Origin of the sequence: Streptomyces sp. NPDC048185, assembly GCF_043202495.1 — a bacterium.
GTDB lineage: Bacteria > Actinomycetota > Actinomycetes > Streptomycetales > Streptomycetaceae > Streptomyces.
The window spans coordinates 1-16,044 of record NZ_JBIDAN010000007.1; the positions used below are offsets into that span (position 1 = coordinate 1).

Here is a 16,044-nt window from a genome sequence, read left to right on the forward strand (position 1 = left end):
GTTCGCGGTCTACCGCGCCCTGGCGGTGGCGGGCTACGAGGCGAACGGCGGCAGCCCGGCCACGCTGCCGCACTGAGCGGTGCCCTCGGTGCGGGCGGGCAGTCGCCATCCCGGGCGCGGGAAGTGGCAGGTGTAGCCCTCCGGGTAGCGCTGCAGGTAGTCCTGGTGCTCGGGCTCGGCCTCCCAGAAGGGGCCGACCGGCTCCACCTCGGTGACGACCTTGCCGGGCCAGAGCCCGGAGGCGTCCACGTCGGCGATGGTGTCCTCGGCGATGCGCTTCTGCTCGTCGTCGACGTAGTAGATCGCCGAGCGGTAGCTGAGGCCGATGTCGTTGCCCTGGCGGTTCTTGGTGCTCGGGTCGTGGATCTGGAAGAAGAACTCCAGGATCGCGCGGTAGTCGGTCTCCTCCGGGTCGAAGAGGATCTCGATGGCCTCCGCGTGAGTGCCGTGGTTGCGGTACGTCGCGTTCGGCACGTCACCCCCGGTGTAGCCGACCCGGGTGGCGGTCACACCCGGAAGGCGGCGGATCAGCTCCTCCATCCCCCAGAAGCATCCGCCCGCCAGCACGGCCCTCTGCGTCTGCGCAGCCATTACGGCCCCTCCAAAATCGTTCGTCCGGTCGCTCGGGCTGCCCGGCTCGCACACCGGCACTCCTGGCCCGCTTCCCTCAACGCGCGAGGGTTCCGCGCGATTCCGTGCCCGCCCGGCGGCTCACCGGGTCATCGCCCAGGACGGCCGCCAGGACGGCCCGGGGGGCGGCGTCAGGGTGGCCAGGTGGTCGACGACCGCCCTCAGGCCCGGGTGCGGGTTCGTCGCGGGGAGCATGAGGGAGAGCGGGTAGGCGAGGGTCGGGTTCACGATCGGGATGCGCCGCAGGTCGTGATGGGCCGGCCAGACGTACCGGTCGCGGGCGCCGACGAGGGTGGCGACGTCGGCGGATTCCGCGAGGGTGTCGAGGAGGACCTCGTTGCCGAAGTTCGGGCCGGCGGCGTCGATGCGCAGGTCGAAGGCCTCGGTGAGCTGGTCGTAGAAGTCCGCCCATTCGCTCCGGGGTGCGATGCCGGGCACCCAGATCCGCAGTCCGCGCAGCCGGGGCGGTGTCAGGGTGCGTGCGGAGGCGAGCGGGTGCCTGGGGCCGACGAGGAGTTCCAGCGGGGAGTCGAAGGCGTGGATCATCCGCACGTCGGGCGGCAGCGTGGCCGGGTCGGTGACGCTGCGGAAGGAGGCGTCGATCTCGCCCGCCCGGACGGCGGCGGCCGCCACGTGGGGGTCGTCGACCCTGAGGGTCACCACGTCGAGGTCGGTTCCGGGGCGGGAGCGCCAGTAGTCGTGCAGGACGACGGCCTGCGCGCTGCGCAGGCCGAGCACGTCGATCCGCAGGGCCCGGGAAGCCGGCCTGACCGCGGCGACGGCGCGGTCGACGCCGGCGACGATGCTCCGCGCGTGCGGGAGCAGTGCCTGGCCGTCCAGCGTGAGTTCGACGCCTCGGGCGGTGCGGGTGAACAGTCGGGCCGCCAGCTCGCGCTCCAGGGCGGCGATCCGCTTCGAGACCGCCTGCTGTGTCACGCCCAGCTCGTCGGCCGCGTGCTGGAGCTGTCCGAGCTCGGCCGCCCGGACGAAGGATCGCACTGCCTCGGTGTCCATGGGAGCAGCCTATGTGTGCCCAACCGATCGTTGTGGCTCCTCAACAGATGGTTGTTTGCTCCTGGTGATCCCCGACCGATGTGATGTGCGGACCCAAGCAACGGTTGTTCCGGAGGAGTCTTGTGCGCGTGGGACCGGGGTCCGACTTCGGCCGGCTGTGGCTGGCCTACGCCATCAGCACGTACGGCACGTGGACGGCGTTCGGCGCGTTCCCGCTCATCGCGGTGCGCGTCCTCCACTCGTCGGCGTTCGCGGTCTCAATGCTGGAGGCGGCCGGGCTCGCCGTCGCGGCGATCGTCGCGTTCCCGCTCGGGCCGTGGGTCGAGCACCGGGCCAAACGGCCGGTGATGATCGCCACGGACCTGGCCCGCTTCCTCGCCATGGCGAGCATCCCGGTCGCGTACGTCCTCGGCCTGCTGTCCTACGTCCAGCTGCTGGTCGTCTCGGTCGTCTCCGGGACGGCGGGCCTCGCCTTCACCGCCGCGTCCGGCGCGTACCTGAAACACCTCGTCCGCGGGGACCGCCTCCTCGGCGCCAACGGGAGGCTGGAGGGCACCACCTGGGTGGCGACCGCGGCGGGCCCGCCTCTCGGCGGCGCGTTCGTCGGACTGCTGGGCCCGGTCGTCACGGTCCTGGCCGACTCCGTCAGCTACCTGCTGTCCGCGCTGGCCGTCCGCCGCATCCGCGGCAGCGACGTCGTGACACCGCGCGACCCGGCGGCCCGGCCGGGGGCGGCCGGCCTGCTCCACGGCGGGCGGTTCATCCTCCGCGACCGGGTACTGCGGCGCCTGTTCCTCAACCAGGTGCTGGTGGGCGGCCTGATCATGGCCACCGGTCCGCTCCTGGCGGTCCTCCTGCTGGGCGAGTACGGCGTCCCGGCCTGGCAGTACGGCCTCGCCTTCGGCGTCCCGGCACTGGGCGGCTTCGTGGGCGCCCGCCTCTCGGCCCGCCTGGTGCGGCGGTACGGCCGCTACCGGGTGCTGGCCGTCTCCGGGTGGCTGCGCTCCCTGTTCCCGCTCGGTCTCGCGTTCCTCCGGCCCGGCGTCCCCGGCCTCGTGATCATGATCGTCGTCGAGGGCCTGCTGATCACCTGCATGGGGATCTACAACCCGATCCACGCCACGGAACGCCTGCAGCGGACCCCCACGGACCGTGCGGCGCGGGTCATCGGCACGTGGAGCGTCGGCAGCAGGCTCGTCCAGGCCGCTCTGATGCTGCTCTGGGGCGTCCTCGCCGGCCTCGTCGGCCCCCTGGCCGCGATCACCGTCTCGAGCGTCCTCCTGCTCGCCACGCCGCTCCTGCTGCCCCGCCGGACACACCTGACCGACCCGGCCCCGGCCGTCCCGGACGCGGGCGTCCCGGTCGGGTGACCGGGACGCACGCGAGACCGCCACGCACCCGCGCCGGGCCGCCCCGGCCCCGGAGAGAGCGGCCGGGCGCGCCCACCCGTCCGGTGGGCGCGCCCGGCGTGCGGGTGGGTGCGAGGCATCAGATCGTCGCCGCGTCGATCACGAAGCGGTAGCGGACGTCGCTCGACAGGACGCGCTCGTAGGCGTCGTTGATCTCGGCCGCGGCGATCAGCTCGATCTCGGCGCCGATGCCGTGCTCCGCGCAGAAGTCCAGCATCTCCTGGGTCTCGGCGATGCCGCCGATCATCGAGCCGGCGAGGGTCTTGTTGCCGCCGATGAGGGAGAAGAGGTTCAGGGAGATCGGCTCCTCGGGGGCGCCGACGTTCACGAGGGCGCCGCCCGTCTTCAGCAGGCCCAGGTACGCGCCGAAGTCCAGGGGCGCGGAGACCGTGGAGAGGATCAGGTCGAAGGAGCCCGCCAGGTCCTCGAAGGTCTTCGGGTCGCTCGTCGCGTGGTAGTGGTCCGCGCCCAGCTTGAGGCCGTCGTCCTTCTTGCGCAGGGACTGGGAGAGGACCGTCACCTCGGCACCGAGGGCGTGCGCGATCTTGACGCCCATGTGGCCGAGGCCGCCCAGGCCGACGACGGCGACCTTCTTGCCCGGGCCCGCGCCCCAGTGCTTGAGCGGGGAGTACGTGGTGATGCCGGCGCACAGCAGCGGCGCGGCCGCGTCCAGCGGCAGCCCGTCCGGGATGCGCAGGGTGAAGGCCTCGTCGACGACGACCTTCTGCGAGTACCCGCCGTAGGTGGGCTCGCCGTCCTTGCCGACGCCGTTGTACGTCGGGACGTTGCCGCGGACGCAGTGCTGCTCGGCACCTGCCAGGCAGTTCTCGCACTCGCCGCAGGAGTCGACCATGCAGCCGACGCCGACGTGGTCGCCGACCTTGAACTTCGTCACGCCGGAGCCGACCGCCTCGACGACGCCCGCGATCTCGTGGCCGGGAACCATCGGGAAGATGGCCTCGCCCCAGCCCTCGCGGGCCTGGTGGATGTCGGAGTGGCAGATGCCGGCGAACTTGATGTCGATCAGGACGTCGTGCTCGCCCACCTCGCGCCGCTCGATGGTGGTGCGCTCCAGCGGAGCCTTGGCGGCGGGGGCGGCGTATGCAGCGACAGTGGTGGTCATGCCGGGGTCTCCGGGATTCTCGTAGAGGGGTGTTCTGTCTCCACTCTGCCCGGCCCGCCGGACTCCACCCAGACCACGGTTCTGCCTACGTCCAGCGTTCCTACCACCAGCGGGGACAGGCTTCTGTGCGTACGACCGGGAATACTGGAGGGCATGGATGGACAGCTGGACCGGCGTGCCGAACTGAGCGAGTTCCTTCGGACCCGGCGGGCCCGGCTGAAGCCGGAGGACGTGGGGCTGCCGGATTTCGGGCGCCACCGCCGGGTGCCGGGACTGCGCCGCGAGGAACTGGCGCAGCTCGCCGGGGTCTCCGTGGCGTACTACACGCGGCTCGAGCAGGGCAACGGGCAGAACGTGTCGGCGGAGGTCCTGGACTCGATCGCCCGGGCGCTCAGGCTCACCGACGCCGAGCACGCCCACCTGACGCACCTCGCCAAGCCGAAGCAGCAGCGCAGGCGGGCCTCGGCGGGGCGGGCGCAGCAGCCGGTGCGGGTGGCGCTGCTCCAGCTGCTGGAGTCGATCGACACGGTGCCCGCCTATGTGACGGGCCGCCGGTCGGACATCCTCGCCTGGAACCGCATGGCCGCCGCCCTCTTCGGCGACTGGGGCGAACTGCCGGCCCAGGAGCGGAACTGGGCGCGGCTGGTCTTCCTGAACCCGGAGTACCGCGACCTGTTCGTCGACTGGGACCAGAAGGCGTACGACATGGTCAGCTTCCTGCGCATGGACGCGGGGCGGCACCCGGACGACCCGCGGCTGTCCGCCCTGGTCGGTGAGCTGTCCGTGAAGAGCGAGGAGTTCCGGCGGCTGTGGGCCACGCACGACGTCAAGGAGAAGACCTACGGCGTCAAGCGGATGCGTCACCCGCTGGTCGGCGACCTGACCCTGTCCTTCGAGACGTTCCGCCTGGTCGACGACGAGGAGCAGGCGTTCATCACCTACCACGCCGAGCCGGGCTCACCGTCGGCGCAGGGGCTGCGGCTGCTGGCGAGCTGGGGGACGGACGCGGCGACCGCGCTGACGACGTGACCCGCCGGCCGGCCCCCGCTCTCGGGCCGACGCTTCCTCGATGAGCTCGGCGGCGCGCCGGTTGCCGCCCTGGGCGCGTGCGCGGCACGCAGCCGTGCCGGCCGGTTCGGCGCCTGCTGGTCGCCTCGACCGCGCCGCTCTACCACCAGTTGGTGCTGCTGCGGGCCGCTCCCGACCCGCTGCTGCCCGAACAGGCCGCCGCCACGGCCACGGTGGCCGCGGCGGCGGGGGCCTTCGCCCGGCCGTGACGGCGGAGGCTCACGCGGAGGCGTTCTCCTTGATGCTGATCCGACCCTTGCGGATCGTCACCAGGCGCGGGGCCTTCTTCGCGATCGCCGAGTCGTGGGTGACCATCACGAAGGTGAGCCCCAGCTCCTTCCACATGCGGTCGAGGACGTCCATGATCTCGTCGCGCGTCGACTCGTCGAGGTTGCCGGTGGGCTCGTCGGCGAGCAGCACCTTCGGCTGCTTGACCAGCGCGCGGGCGATGGCGACCCGCTGCTGCTGACCGCCGGACATCTCGCCGGGGAGATGTCCGAGCCGCTCGCCGAGCCCGACGGACGCCAGGGCCTCGGCGGCCTTCTCGCGCCGCTCCTTCGCCTTGACGCCGAGCGGGACCAGCGCGGTCTCGACGTTCTCCTGCGCGGTGAGGGTGGGTATGAGGTTGAAGGACTGGAAGACGAAGCCGATGCTCTCGCTGCGCACCCGGGTCAGCCGGGCCTCGGGGAGCTTGGCCAGGTCGATGCCGTCGAGGACGACCTCACCGGAGGTCGGCCGGTCCAGGGCGCCCAGCATCTGCAGCAGCGTGGACTTGCCGCCGCCGGTGGGGCCCTGGATGACGAGACGGTCGCCGTCGGCGATGGTCAGGTCGACGCCGTCGAGGGCGTGCACGGCGTCCTTGCCGCGGGTGTAGCGCTTGGTGACGCCTCTGAGTTCGTACATGGTGCAACTCCTGGGAGAGGTATGGGGGTTGGCGCTACTCGACGCGGCGCAGGGCGTCCGCCGGGCGCAGCCGGGAGGCGCGCCAGCCGCCGAAGCCGCCCGCGACGAGTCCGCCGGCCACGGCGAGGGCGACCGCGAGGGCGATGGTCGTGACGCTGACCGGCGCGGTGAGGGCGATGTCCAGGGTCTTCGCGGCGGTCTGCCGGCCGGGGCCGCCCATGCCGCCGCCACCGCCGAAGCCGCCGCCCGTGCCCCCGCCGCCGGCGCCGCCGCCGAGCTGGGCCTCCAGGGTCGGGCTGACCGTGGTGACGGCGTACGCGCCCGCCAGGCCGAGCGCGATGCCGAGGACGCCGCCGACCAGGCCGTTGACGACGGCCTCGCCGACCACCTGCCGGGTCACCCGGCCCGAGCGCCAGCCCAGCGCCTTGAGCGTGCCGAACTCGCGCACCCGGCGGGAGACCGCCGCGGAGGTGAGCAGACCGGCGACGAGGAACGCGGCGGCCAGTACCACGACGGAGAGCCACCTGCCGACGCCCGCGGCGAGGGAGGAGGCGGTGGACAGGGAGCCGGAAACGGTGTCGGCGAGGTCGGCGGAGGTGGTGACCGTGGTGCCCGAGATGTTCTTCTGGATCGCGGACTTGACGCCGTCGATCCTCTGCGAGTCGGTCGCCTTGACGTAGATCGTGGTGACCTTGTCCTTCGCGTCGCCCAGCGTCTGGGCCTGTGCCAGGGGCACGTAGAGGTCGGCCGCCGCGTCACCGCTGTCGGCGGTGGCGATGCCGACGACCTGGAACTTCATGCTCTTGATGGTGACCGTGGAGCCGGTCTTGAGCTTATTCTCCTTGGCGTACGCCGCGTCGGCGACGGCGACTTCGGCGTCGGTCTCCGACGTCTTGAAGGTACGGCCGCTGGTGATCGAGGAGGAGGTCAGCGGGCCGAGGGCGGGTTCGGTGACGTCGGTGCCGTAGACGGAGTAGCTGTTGACGTCGAAGTCGGCGCCGCCGCCCTGGACGCGGCCCTCGGGGGCCTGCTGGGCGCCCGGCCCGCCACCCTGGCCCTGGCCCTGGCCGCCGCCCGAACCGTCCTGCTGGAACTGACCGCGCGTGAACTGCCCGCTGACCTTGACGACTTGCAGGCTCAGCCCGCCCACCGCGTCGGCGACGCCGCTCTGTCCGGCGACCTTGCCGACGGTCGAGCTCGCCAGTGTCTGGAAGCCCTGCACCATGACGCGGTCGGTGCTCTGCTCCTCCTCGGAGCCGTCGTCCTGCGCGTCGAAGCGGAAGCGCGGCCGGTCGGAGGTGCTGGGGGTGGGCGACGCGGCCTTGGTGACCGTCATGTCCGTGCCCAGGCCGTACAGGGACTGCAGGACCTTGTCCTGGGCCCTGCCCATGCCGGAGGAGACGGAGTCGACGACGATGACCAGCGCGATGCCCAGCGCCAGGCCGGAGGCGACGACGAGGGCCGCCTTTCTGCGGCGGCGCAGCTCGCGCCTCAGGTAGGTGAAGAACATGGCCGAAAGCTAGGGACGGCCCGTGATGAAGGGATAAGGCCCGCGTAAGAGGGAGATGAGAAGCGGGGGGGAACGGCGGACGCCCGCCGCCCCCGGGTGAGGGGCGACGGGCGTCCGTCGTGAAGTCGCGGTGAGCCGCGGGGAGTTGGGCGTCAGACCGCCGAACCCGCCTTCCACTGGGCCCAGTCCACGTTCCAGCCGTTGAGGCCGTTGTCCGGGGCGATGGTCTTGTCACCGGTGTTCTGGACGACGACCACGTCACCGACGATGGAGTTGTTGTAGAACCAGGCACCCGGCGTGTTCGGGTCGTCGGCGCCCTTGGCGTCCTCCAGGCCCACGCAGCCGTGGCTGGTGTTGGCGCTGCCGAAGATGCCCTTGCCCCAGTAGTTGCCGTGGATGAAGGTGCCGGAGGTGCTCAGGCGCATGGCGTGCGGCACGTCCTTGATGTCGTACTCGCCCTTGCCGTCGTCGTCGGTGAAGCCGACGGTCGAGCCGTCCATCCGGGTCTCCTTGTACTTCTCGGAGATCACCATCTGGCCCTCGTAGGTCTTGTTGTCGGGCGAGCCCGCGGAGATCGGGATGGTCCGGATGGTCTTGCCGTCCTGCGTGACCTTCATCTGCTTGGTCTTCGCGTCGACGTACGAGACCTGGTTGCGGCCGATCTTGAAGGTGACCGTCTTCTGCTGGACGCCGTAGACGCCGTCGGCGCCCTCGACGCCGTCCAGCGCCAGCTTGAGGGTGACGGTGGACCCCTCCTGCCAGTAGTTCTCGGGGCGGCAGTCCATGCGCTGGGTGCTGAACCAGTGGCAGGCGACTTCCTGACCGCTGGTGGTGTTGACGGTGATCGCCTTCTGGACGGCGGCCTTGTTGGTGATCTCCTTGTCGAAGTTGATCGACACGGGCATGCCGACACCCACGGTGGTGCCGTCGTCGGGGGTGAAGGTGCCGATGAAGCTGTTGCTCTTGGAGACGGTGGTGAAGGAGCTGTTCTCGTGGGCGGCGCGGCCCTCGGAGTCCTGGGCGGTCACCGTCAGCCTGTAGGTGGTGGCCCGCTCCAGCTGGGTGCTGGGCTTCCAGCTGGTCTTGTCGGCGGATATCTCGCCGCTGACCTCGGTGCCGTCCGTGGTGGTCATCTTGACCTCCGTGAGCGTGCCCTTGCTCACGGTGACGGCCGCCGCGTTGTTGATGGAGGCGTTGTCCGAGCCGTTCTCAGGCGTGATCTTGATCTGGGCCTCGGAGGTCTTCTTGGCTGCCGCCTCGTCGACCTGCGCCTGCGAGGCCTTGTCGTCCCCACCTCCGGAGGCGTCGGCGTCGTTGCTGGAACATGCCGAGAGCACCAGCACACCGCCGAGCAGTGCGGACGCGGCCGCCAGGCCCTTGCGCCGCTTACCGTCCGTCATCACACGCTTCTCCATCGTTGCCGATTCCCGAAACCCCGAGCTCCCCCGCCAAGACGTTCAACGCTACGACCGGTTCGTCCCGTTCCATATCCTCAGTGGGTGTGGGACATACCACTCCGCCTCGGGGCGGTGGTGGTGCGGGGGTCGGTCGGTGCGCCTCCTGAGACGGCGGAACCCCGGACGGCGGTTGCCGCCGGGGGTCACGATTTTCCCCACGCCGCGTCAGCCGGCCGCCGATTCACCGTCTTCCGGTTCGTCTTGGCCGCCATCATCCTCGTCCAGACCCCAATCGGGCGAGCCGGGGTCGTAGTCGATCTGCTCACTGCTCCAGGAGGCCTGCTGGAGTTCGATCCCGGGGACCGCGCTGACCAGGTCGAATGGATCCACGAGATAGGCGAGGGCCTCGGCGGTGTCCTCGGTCACAGCCCGCTCGGCGTGCGTCCGTTCCGCCTCCGGCAGCGTGGAGTCGTCGGCGACGGCCTGCAGCGCCGCACCGGTGACCGCCTCCTCGTCGTCGACCGCCAGGACGAGGTCCACGCGAAGCCGCACAAAACGTGATGTCTCTGGAGTGCTCATGCCCGGAGAGTACGGCCGAGCGCTCCCGTGACTTTCCTGTGACCCGCGCCTTTCACTAACATCTGCCCACACGGCCAATTCGCCAGCGCCACAAGGGGATCGATATTCCGTGTCATCCGCTCGCCGTCCGTTGCTGACCGCCGCCGCCGCGGGGGGCCTGCTGTGCGCCCTGTGGTTCGTCCCGTCCGCCAACGCCGCGCCCGGGACCCAGGCCGAGGACACCGCCTCCACGAGCCCGTCCCCGCAGGTCACCGAGCAGGCCAGAGCCGTGTCGACCGACACGGCGGCCGCCGGCGAGGAGAGCGCCCGGCTGGCCGACACCGGCAGCTTCGACAGCACCCCGTACGTCATCGGCGGCACCGCCTGCCTCGGCCTCGGTGCGGGGTTCGTCGTGTACTCGGTGCGCCGGGAACGCCTCGATTTTTGACATCACTTGACGTTCTTTTGACGGTCTTGACTCCACCGAGGCCCGTCACGCCACCGCGCGACGGGCCCCGTGGGCTCGGACCGGCCGCCCGCGCCGCCTCGACGACCGCCCGCGACGCCGGGGCCGGGGTGAGTCCTTGGTCGCCGGGGACGCCCCTCACCCGGAGCGCCCGGGCAGTCGTGGGGCCGCCGCGGGGCCGCTAGGGCGAACGGCGGCCGCGGAAGCGCCGCCGCTCCCCGCCCTCACCCCGGGGCGGCTCGTCCGCGAGGCGCACGACGGGATCGTCGGGTCCCTCACGGCCGGCCACGACCGGCCGGCCGGCCCGCTCGGCCTTGGCCCGGTACTGCGCGGCGTCCGCGAGCCGGAAGAGCCGGCGGGCGGAGCGGACGGGCCCCACCGGGTCCTCCGTGGACGCGATGCCGCAGGCCACACCGTCCCCCAGCTCCAGTTCGGCCGCCCGGCGGCACAGCTCCTCGGCCGCCTTGACCACCGCGTCGGCGGGCGGCCCGACCGCGAGCAGGCAGAACTCGTCACCGCCGAGCCGGGCCGCGAGCGCGCCCGGCAGCATGGCCCCGCACAACGACAGGACCGACCCGAAGCGCTCCAGGAGCCGGTCGCCTGCGGCGTGCCCGTGCGTGTCGTTCACCCGCTTGAGCCCGTTGAGGTCGCACACGACGAGGCTGACGACGACACCCTCCGTACGGTGCCGCTCCACCGCCTCGTCCAGGCGGGTGTCGACCGCCCTGCGGTTGGCGAGGCCGGTGAGCGCGTCGGTGTACGCCAGGCGCCGGACCTCCTCGAGCCGCTCGGTCTGCGCGATCCCGGCGGCCACCACCGAGGCCAGGACGGTGGCGAAGTCGGCGTCGCCCCGTGCGAAGACGGGCTCGCCCACCGGACGGGCCACGTACAGCTCGCCCCAGGCGCGGCCGTGCAGCACGATCGGCGCGACCACGCAGCAGCCGCGCCCGCGGCGGCGCAGGGCCGCGACGCGCTGGTGGACGTACCCGGGGCTCCCCGCCGCGGGGCCCACGGCCGTCTCGACCCAGGCGTCGGGCTCACCGCCGCCGGCCCAGCGCTCGTGCAGGAACTCGGTGATCTCCGCGAACTGGTGCACGGGGTAGGACTCGTCCTCGGGGAACTCCTCCTCGTCCTCGGCCCGCGCGCCCACGTTCACCAGGACCCGGAGCCGGCCGAGCTCGCGCTCCCACACCGACAGGGCCGCGAAGCTGCCGCCCAGCGCCCGGCAGGCGCCGGCGGCCGCCGCCCGCCACGCCTCCCGGGAACTGTGCGCGGCGGCCATGCCCTGAGCCAACGCCACGACGGCCGCGAGCCGCCTGTCCTCACCCATCACTCCAGGCTAGGGACGTTCTACTCAAAAGTGGACATGGACGACGCGAACGGGGACCGGCCCGCGCGCTTCGCCCGTCACTCCCCGGGCCAGCGCGGCGCCCGCTTCTCGTTGAACGCCGCGACACCCTCCGCCCGGTCCCCGGAGAAGGCCACCGCCCGCCACGCGGCGTCCTCGACCTCGAGGCCGGCCCGCAGGTCCAGCCCCTGACCGAGCCGCAGCGCCCGCTTGGCCGCCCGCAGCCCGACGGGCGAGTTCGCGGCCATCCGGGACGCCAGGCCGAGCGCCTCCTCACGGTCCTGTCCCTCGCCCGCCAGCAGGTCGACGAGGCCCAGCTCGCGCGCCTCCACGGCCTCCACCCGCCGCGCCGTGAACACCAGCTCGGCGGCGCGCGCCGCCCCCACCCGGCGCGGCAGCAGCTGCGTGCCGCCCCCGCCCGGGATCACCCCGACCGACACCTCGGGCAGCCCGACCACCGCCGTGGGGTCGGCCACGATCACGTCGCACGAGAGCGCCAGCTCGAACCCGCCGCCCAGCGCGAACCCGTGCACGGCCGCGACCGTCGGCACCGGCAGCTCCAGCACGGCGGTGTACGCACCCCGCGTCACCGGCCGCTGGCGCAGCAGATCGGCGTCGGAGAAGGAGTTGCGCTCCTTGAGGTCGGCGCCGACGCAGAACGCCCGCTCGTGCGTCGAGGTCAGCACCACCACCCGTACGCCCGGGTCCTCGCCCAGCGCCGCGCACGCCGCGCCGATGGACCGGGCCATCGCGGTCGAGACGGCGTTCATGGCCTTCGGCCGGTCGAGGGCGAGCTCCGCGACATGCCCGTCCCCGTGCCGCCGCACCAGGACGAACTCTCCGAACCGCTCCTCGCTCATGACACCCTCCGGTTAACGCGGGTTAACAACGACCGCCCGATCATCGCAGGCGGACGGGCGCGGGGAAAGGCCGGACGCGTGCCGCCACGGCACCACGCCTCCGCCCACCCGTTCGAGTGACATCCGGTCGATGCCGCCGCCCCGGCGTCCGGCAGCGCCTATGGTCGCTCGCCAAGCGCAGCGGCGGGGGGCACCTGCGCACCCGGGGAGGGATCATGACGACGACGGACACGCCGACCGCACCGCGCCCGCGGCTTCCCCGGATCCGGGGACGTCACCGCCGGCGACGTCCCCGCAAGGCCGTCCTCGCGGCCGGCGGCCTGGTCCTGGCGGCCGGCGCCCTGAGCCTCGTGCGGCTGGTTCCCGAGCCCGGGGGCGGCGCACTGGACGGCTACCGCGCCGAGGCCGCACCGCGCGTCGAGACGGGCCGGGCCGACGCGGGCGGCGCGGAGTCCGGCCGGGCCACCGGCGCGGCCGCGGACGCCGGTGCCACGCGCGCGGTGCGTCCGTCGGCGACGTCGGTCATGGGCGGCCCGAGCGCGTCCCCGCGACCGGACGACAAGCTGATACCGGGCCCGTCCACGAGCCACTCCGCGGCACCGCGCCCCTCCGCGTCGGACCCGTCGGCGGCGCCCCCGACCACGATCCCGGAGCGCCCGAACCGCCCGGACACCCCGCGCGCACCGGACACCGGCAGCGCGGCCCCGACCCCTACGGCCCCGCGGCCGCCGAGCACCGGCACTCCCGCCCCACGCCCCACGCCCACCCCCGCACCGAGCCGCACGTCGCCCGCCCCGCAGCCGCAGTCCCCGGGGGGCCTGTGCGTCCCGCTGCTCGGGCTGTGCGTGGACCTGCTGAGCGGCGACGGCTGACACCCGTCCGCCTACTCCCCGCCGTCGCCCCGCCGGTTGAGCAGCCAGGGCTCGACCACGCCGAGACCACGCACCGGCCGCTGCCACATCGGCTGGAGGGCGAAGCGGTACGTCGGTGGCTCCTCGCCCTCCTTCTCCGCCGCCGCGGCCTCCTCGGCCGCCTCCGCCTCGGAGGACGGGGCGTCCCGGGTGCGGATCAGCTCCTCGGCGAAGGCGGAGTCGATGAGCACGGTGTCCTTGGGGGCTATGGACGTCAGCCGGGAGGCCAGGTTCACGGTCGTACCGAAGACGTCGCCCATCCGGGTGGTCACCGTGCCGAAGGCGAGGCCGACGCGCAGCTCCGGCATGGTCTCGTCGTTCGCCATCGTCTCGATGAGGCGCAGCGCGATCTCGGCGGCGGTGCCCGCGTCGTCGGCGGCGTAGAGCACCTCGTCGCCGAGCGTCTTGATCAGCCGGCCACCACGGGCGGCCACCAGGTCGGCGGCGGTGGTCTCGAAGGCCTCGACGAGCTCGCCGAGCTCCTCCTCCTCCATTCGGCGGGTCAGCCGCGTGAAGCCGACCAGGTCGGCGAAGCCGACCGCGAGACGCCGGTCCACCATCTCCTCGTCGTCGCCGGCCTGCACGACCCGGCCGGTCGCGGCGGCGAGCTGACGGCGCCAGACGTAGACGAGGAATTCCTCCAGCTCCGGCAGCAGCAGCTCGACCAGCGGATACGTCACCTCGGTGCGGGTCATGCCCGGCTCCGGCGGCTCCGTCAGGCCCTCCAGGAAGGAGTCGATCTGCCACTCGGCCAACCGGGCGGTGGTCTGCCCGGTGGACCGGGCCACCTGCACGGCCATGGCCTCACTGAGCAGCCCCGCCTCCACCAGACCGGCCAGGCGCCGCAGGGCCAGCACGTCGGCCTCGGTGAGGGCCTTGGCCTGGCCGATGTCGGCGAAGCCCATGGCCCGCCAGAAGCGGGAGGCCAGTTCCATGGAGACGCCCGCGCTGCGGGCGGCCTGGAAGGGGGTGTAGCGGCGCTCGGCGCCCAGGATCAGTCCTTCGAGGCGCAGCGCGAGCGGGTCCTCGCCGGAATCGGCGGAGTCCGGGGCGGGCTCGGGGTCCACCCGGCCGTCCCCGTCCGCGCCGGAGCCCGTGTCGTCGACGGTCACGCCTGCTGCCCTTCCGATCTGCCGCGGTCAGGTTCGACCGGCCCCAACTTTACGTCAGGTGTGCCCCAGCTCACTCCGCGAGCCGAACGCGGGGTCGAGCCCACACGGCCCAGCGCGGGGCGCGGCCGCGGGCCGGCTGGCTCACGAAGCCCGGCGCTACCGGGTACCCGGCGCGGGCGCGGGCCGAGGGTAGGCGCGGAGCCCGACGCTGCCGGGGTGCCCGGCGCGAGTGGGGCCGGGAGTAGGTCGCGGTACCCGGCGCTGCCCGGGTGCCCGGCGCGGGTGCGGGCCGGGGGTGGGTCGCGGTACCCGGCGCTGTCGGGGTGCCGCTGCGCCCACCCGTGCCGCCCCAGCGGCACGACTGCCCGCAGCTGGGGCGGGACGGGCGGCAGCCCGCAGCTGGGGCGGGACGGCGGACCGGACCGCAGCCGGATGGAGGTGACGGCGGTCAGCCGCGTACGGCGGGAAGGGGACGTGTCGGGGGGTGTCCGCCCGCAGCGGTTGGCGCGTCAACGCCCCGCCTGTTGGTCAGTCCCCGATTCCGCGCCGTTCCGAGGACGGACACCCCCCGGCGCGGCCCCGACCCACACACCACGCACCGCGCTACGCGCACCCCCACCGAACCCGCACAGGCCGCCGCAGGCACCCCACACGCGGCACCACCGCCGGACGCACCCGGCCCCCCACCGACCCCGCACAGGCCGCCGCAGGCACCCCGCACCACCCGCCGAACCCGCGCAGGCCGCCGCAGGCACCCCGCACGCGGCACCACCGCCGGAGGCACCCGGCACCCCGCACCACCGCCGGAGGCACCCGCAGGGTCACGCCGGTCGCAAGTGCACGATGTCCCCCGCCCCCACCGGCTCCTGCACCCCCGCCTCCGTGGCCAGCACCAGCCGTCCGTCCCCGTCCACGGCCACCGCCTCCCCCGCCAGCGACCGATCCCCCGGCAGCTCCGCCCGCACCACGCGCCCGAGCGTCGCGCACCCCGCCGCGTACGCCTCCTGCAGCCCGCTCACCGCCGGGTCGCCCCCGGCCGACCGCCACCGCCCGTACCAGTCCTCGAGTGCCCGCAGCACCCCCCGCAGCAGCGGGTCCCGGTCCGTGCTCACCGCTCCGGCCAGCGCCAGCGACCCCGCACGCGGGACGGGCAGCTCCTCCGCCCGCAGGCTGACGTTGATGCCGACACCGACGACCACGCCGTCGCCGGCCCGCTCCGCCAGGATCCCGCCGGCCTTGCGCTCCTCGCCGCCCACCGTGACGAGCAGGTCGTTCGGCCACTTCAGGGCCGTGTCGACCCCCGCGGCCCGGGCCAGCCCGGTCGCCACCGCGACGCCCGTGAGCAGCGGCAGCCAGCCCCAGCGGGCCACCGGTACGTCCACGGGCCGCAGCAGCACGGAGAAGAAGAGACCGGAGCGGGCCGGCGCCGACCACTGCCGGTCCAGACGCCCGCGCGCGGCCGTCTGCTCCTCGGCGACGAGCACGGCCCCCTCGTCGGCCTTCCCCTCGGCGGCGAGCGCCACCAGGTCGGAGTTGGTGGAGCCGGTGCGCTGCACCACGTCCACCCGGCGCCACAGCCCTCCCTCCCGCACCAGTCCCCGGCGCAGCGCCGTGACGTTGAGTGGCGGCCGGTCCAGGTCGGACCAACGGCTGTCGGAGGGGCCGGAGTCATCTCGGGGTGTCATGCAACCCACACTAGGTGTGGGAAACACCGCACTGCCGATCGGAGGACCCC

Annotated in this window: 16 protein-coding genes; 5 read left to right on the forward strand and 11 right to left on the reverse strand. The window is 73.3% G+C overall.

Going from position 1 to position 16,044, the window contains the following annotated elements:
* Positions 1 to 33: 33 nt before the first annotated feature.
* Both msrA and ACGF3H_RS21040 read right to left on the reverse strand, forming a co-directional pair.
* Positions 34 to 591, reverse strand: coding sequence for a peptide-methionine (S)-S-oxide reductase MsrA (gene msrA, locus ACGF3H_RS21035; RefSeq protein ID WP_393584858.1), 558 nt, complete (start codon positions 589 to 591; stop codon positions 34 to 36).
* A gap of 120 nt (positions 592 to 711) precedes the next feature.
* Entirely contained in the window at positions 712 to 1,644 is a 933-nt protein-coding gene (locus ACGF3H_RS21040; RefSeq protein WP_362487188.1) for a LysR family transcriptional regulator, read from the reverse strand.
* 122 nt (positions 1,645 to 1,766) lie between these two features.
* Here ACGF3H_RS21040 and ACGF3H_RS21045 point away from each other — a divergent pair, with 122 nt between their 5' ends.
* Entirely contained in the window at positions 1,767 to 3,014 is a 1,248-nt protein-coding gene (locus ACGF3H_RS21045; RefSeq protein ID WP_362487190.1) for an MFS transporter, read from the forward strand.
* 118 nt (positions 3,015 to 3,132) lie between these two features.
* Here ACGF3H_RS21045 and ACGF3H_RS21050 read toward each other — a convergent pair whose 3' ends face one another.
* Complete coding sequence (locus ACGF3H_RS21050; RefSeq protein ID WP_362487192.1) at positions 3,133 to 4,176, reverse strand: NAD(P)-dependent alcohol dehydrogenase; 1,044 nt, start codon at positions 4,174 to 4,176, stop codon at positions 3,133 to 3,135.
* 153 nt (positions 4,177 to 4,329) lie between these two features.
* Here ACGF3H_RS21050 and ACGF3H_RS21055 point away from each other — a divergent pair, with 153 nt between their 5' ends.
* Positions 4,330 to 5,205, forward strand: a complete 876-nt coding sequence (locus tag ACGF3H_RS21055; RefSeq protein WP_362487194.1) for a helix-turn-helix transcriptional regulator — start codon at positions 4,330 to 4,332, stop codon at positions 5,203 to 5,205.
* A gap of 77 nt (positions 5,206 to 5,282) precedes the next feature.
* Positions 5,283 to 5,453, forward strand: coding sequence for a hypothetical protein (locus ACGF3H_RS21060; protein WP_393584867.1), 171 nt, complete (start codon positions 5,283 to 5,285; stop codon positions 5,451 to 5,453).
* Between the two features lie 10 nt (positions 5,454 to 5,463).
* Here ACGF3H_RS21060 and ACGF3H_RS21065 read toward each other — a convergent pair whose 3' ends face one another.
* The 4 genes from ACGF3H_RS21065 to ACGF3H_RS21080 form a co-directional block, all read right to left on the reverse strand.
* Positions 5,464 to 6,147 carry an ABC transporter ATP-binding protein gene (locus ACGF3H_RS21065; RefSeq protein WP_362487197.1) on the reverse strand — a complete coding sequence of 228 codons (684 nt, stop codon included), beginning with the start codon at positions 6,145 to 6,147 and terminating at the stop codon, positions 5,464 to 5,466.
* 34 nt (positions 6,148 to 6,181) lie between these two features.
* Positions 6,182 to 7,657: an ABC transporter permease gene (locus tag ACGF3H_RS21070; RefSeq protein ID WP_362487199.1), complete on the reverse strand. Its 1,476-nt coding sequence runs from the start codon at positions 7,655 to 7,657 to the stop codon at positions 6,182 to 6,184.
* A gap of 152 nt (positions 7,658 to 7,809) precedes the next feature.
* Positions 7,810 to 9,057: an Ig-like domain-containing protein gene (locus ACGF3H_RS21075; protein WP_362487202.1), complete on the reverse strand. Its 1,248-nt coding sequence runs from the start codon at positions 9,055 to 9,057 to the stop codon at positions 7,810 to 7,812.
* Between the two features lie 222 nt (positions 9,058 to 9,279).
* Positions 9,280 to 9,633 carry a hypothetical protein gene (locus tag ACGF3H_RS21080; protein WP_362487205.1) on the reverse strand — a complete coding sequence of 118 codons (354 nt, stop codon included), beginning with the start codon at positions 9,631 to 9,633 and terminating at the stop codon, positions 9,280 to 9,282.
* A 109-nt stretch (positions 9,634 to 9,742) separates the two neighbouring features.
* Here ACGF3H_RS21080 and ACGF3H_RS21085 point away from each other — a divergent pair, with 109 nt between their 5' ends.
* On the forward strand, positions 9,743 to 10,060 hold the full coding sequence (locus ACGF3H_RS21085) for a hypothetical protein (RefSeq protein WP_362487207.1): 318 nt from the start codon (positions 9,743 to 9,745) through the stop codon (positions 10,058 to 10,060).
* A gap of 199 nt (positions 10,061 to 10,259) precedes the next feature.
* Here the strand turns inward: ACGF3H_RS21085 and ACGF3H_RS21090 are convergent, their stop codons facing one another.
* Positions 10,260 to 11,408, reverse strand: coding sequence for a sensor domain-containing diguanylate cyclase (locus tag ACGF3H_RS21090; protein ID WP_362487209.1), 1,149 nt, complete (start codon positions 11,406 to 11,408; stop codon positions 10,260 to 10,262).
* 77 nt (positions 11,409 to 11,485) lie between these two features.
* Positions 11,486 to 12,286 (reverse strand): enoyl-CoA hydratase-related protein, encoded by an 801-nt coding sequence (locus ACGF3H_RS21095; protein WP_362487211.1) that lies wholly within the window; start codon positions 12,284 to 12,286, stop codon positions 11,486 to 11,488.
* Between the two features lie 215 nt (positions 12,287 to 12,501).
* On the opposite strand from ACGF3H_RS21095, the gene ACGF3H_RS21100 reads away from it, so the two are divergent.
* Positions 12,502 to 13,158: a hypothetical protein gene (locus ACGF3H_RS21100; RefSeq protein ID WP_362487213.1), complete on the forward strand. Its 657-nt coding sequence runs from the start codon at positions 12,502 to 12,504 to the stop codon at positions 13,156 to 13,158.
* Between the two features lie 11 nt (positions 13,159 to 13,169).
* On the opposite strand, the gene ACGF3H_RS21105 is transcribed toward ACGF3H_RS21100, so the two are convergent.
* Positions 13,170 to 14,309 carry an adenylate/guanylate cyclase domain-containing protein gene (locus ACGF3H_RS21105; RefSeq protein ID WP_362487215.1) on the reverse strand — a complete coding sequence of 380 codons (1,140 nt, stop codon included), beginning with the start codon at positions 14,307 to 14,309 and terminating at the stop codon, positions 13,170 to 13,172.
* An 821-nt stretch (positions 14,310 to 15,130) separates the two neighbouring features.
* Entirely contained in the window at positions 15,131 to 15,994 is an 864-nt protein-coding gene (locus tag ACGF3H_RS21110; RefSeq protein ID WP_362490373.1) for a biotin--[acetyl-CoA-carboxylase] ligase, read from the reverse strand.
* Positions 15,995 to 16,044: the final 50 nt, after the last annotated feature.

Coding starts and splice junctions, on each gene's coding strand:
- ACGF3H_RS21065 (WP_362487197.1), bottom strand. CDS start 6,147: ATGTACGAACTCAGAGGCGTCACCAAGCGCTACACCCGCGGCAAGGAC.
- ACGF3H_RS21075 (WP_362487202.1), bottom strand. CDS start 9,057: ATGACGGACGGTAAGCGGCGCAAGGGCCTGGCGGCCGCGTCCGCACTG.
- ACGF3H_RS21090 (WP_362487209.1), bottom strand. CDS start 11,408: ATGGGTGAGGACAGGCGGCTCGCGGCCGTCGTGGCGTTGGCTCAGGGC.
- ACGF3H_RS21095 (WP_362487211.1), bottom strand. CDS start 12,286: ATGAGCGAGGAGCGGTTCGGAGAGTTCGTCCTGGTGCGGCGGCACGGG.
- ACGF3H_RS21110 (WP_362490373.1), bottom strand. CDS start 15,994: ATGACACCCCGAGATGACTCCGGCCCCTCCGACAGCCGTTGGTCCGAC.
- ACGF3H_RS21055 (WP_362487194.1), top strand. CDS start 4,330: ATGGATGGACAGCTGGACCGGCGTGCCGAACTGAGCGAGTTCCTTCGG.
- ACGF3H_RS21070 (WP_362487199.1), bottom strand. CDS start 7,657: ATGTTCTTCACCTACCTGAGGCGCGAGCTGCGCCGCCGCAGAAAGGCG.
- msrA (WP_393584858.1), bottom strand. CDS start 591: ATGGCTGCGCAGACGCAGAGGGCCGTGCTGGCGGGCGGATGCTTCTGG.
- ACGF3H_RS21100 (WP_362487213.1), top strand. CDS start 12,502: ATGACGACGACGGACACGCCGACCGCACCGCGCCCGCGGCTTCCCCGG.
- ACGF3H_RS21040 (WP_362487188.1), bottom strand. CDS start 1,644: ATGGACACCGAGGCAGTGCGATCCTTCGTCCGGGCGGCCGAGCTCGGA.
- ACGF3H_RS21080 (WP_362487205.1), bottom strand. CDS start 9,633: ATGAGCACTCCAGAGACATCACGTTTTGTGCGGCTTCGCGTGGACCTC.
- ACGF3H_RS21050 (WP_362487192.1), bottom strand. CDS start 4,176: ATGACCACCACTGTCGCTGCATACGCCGCCCCCGCCGCCAAGGCTCCG.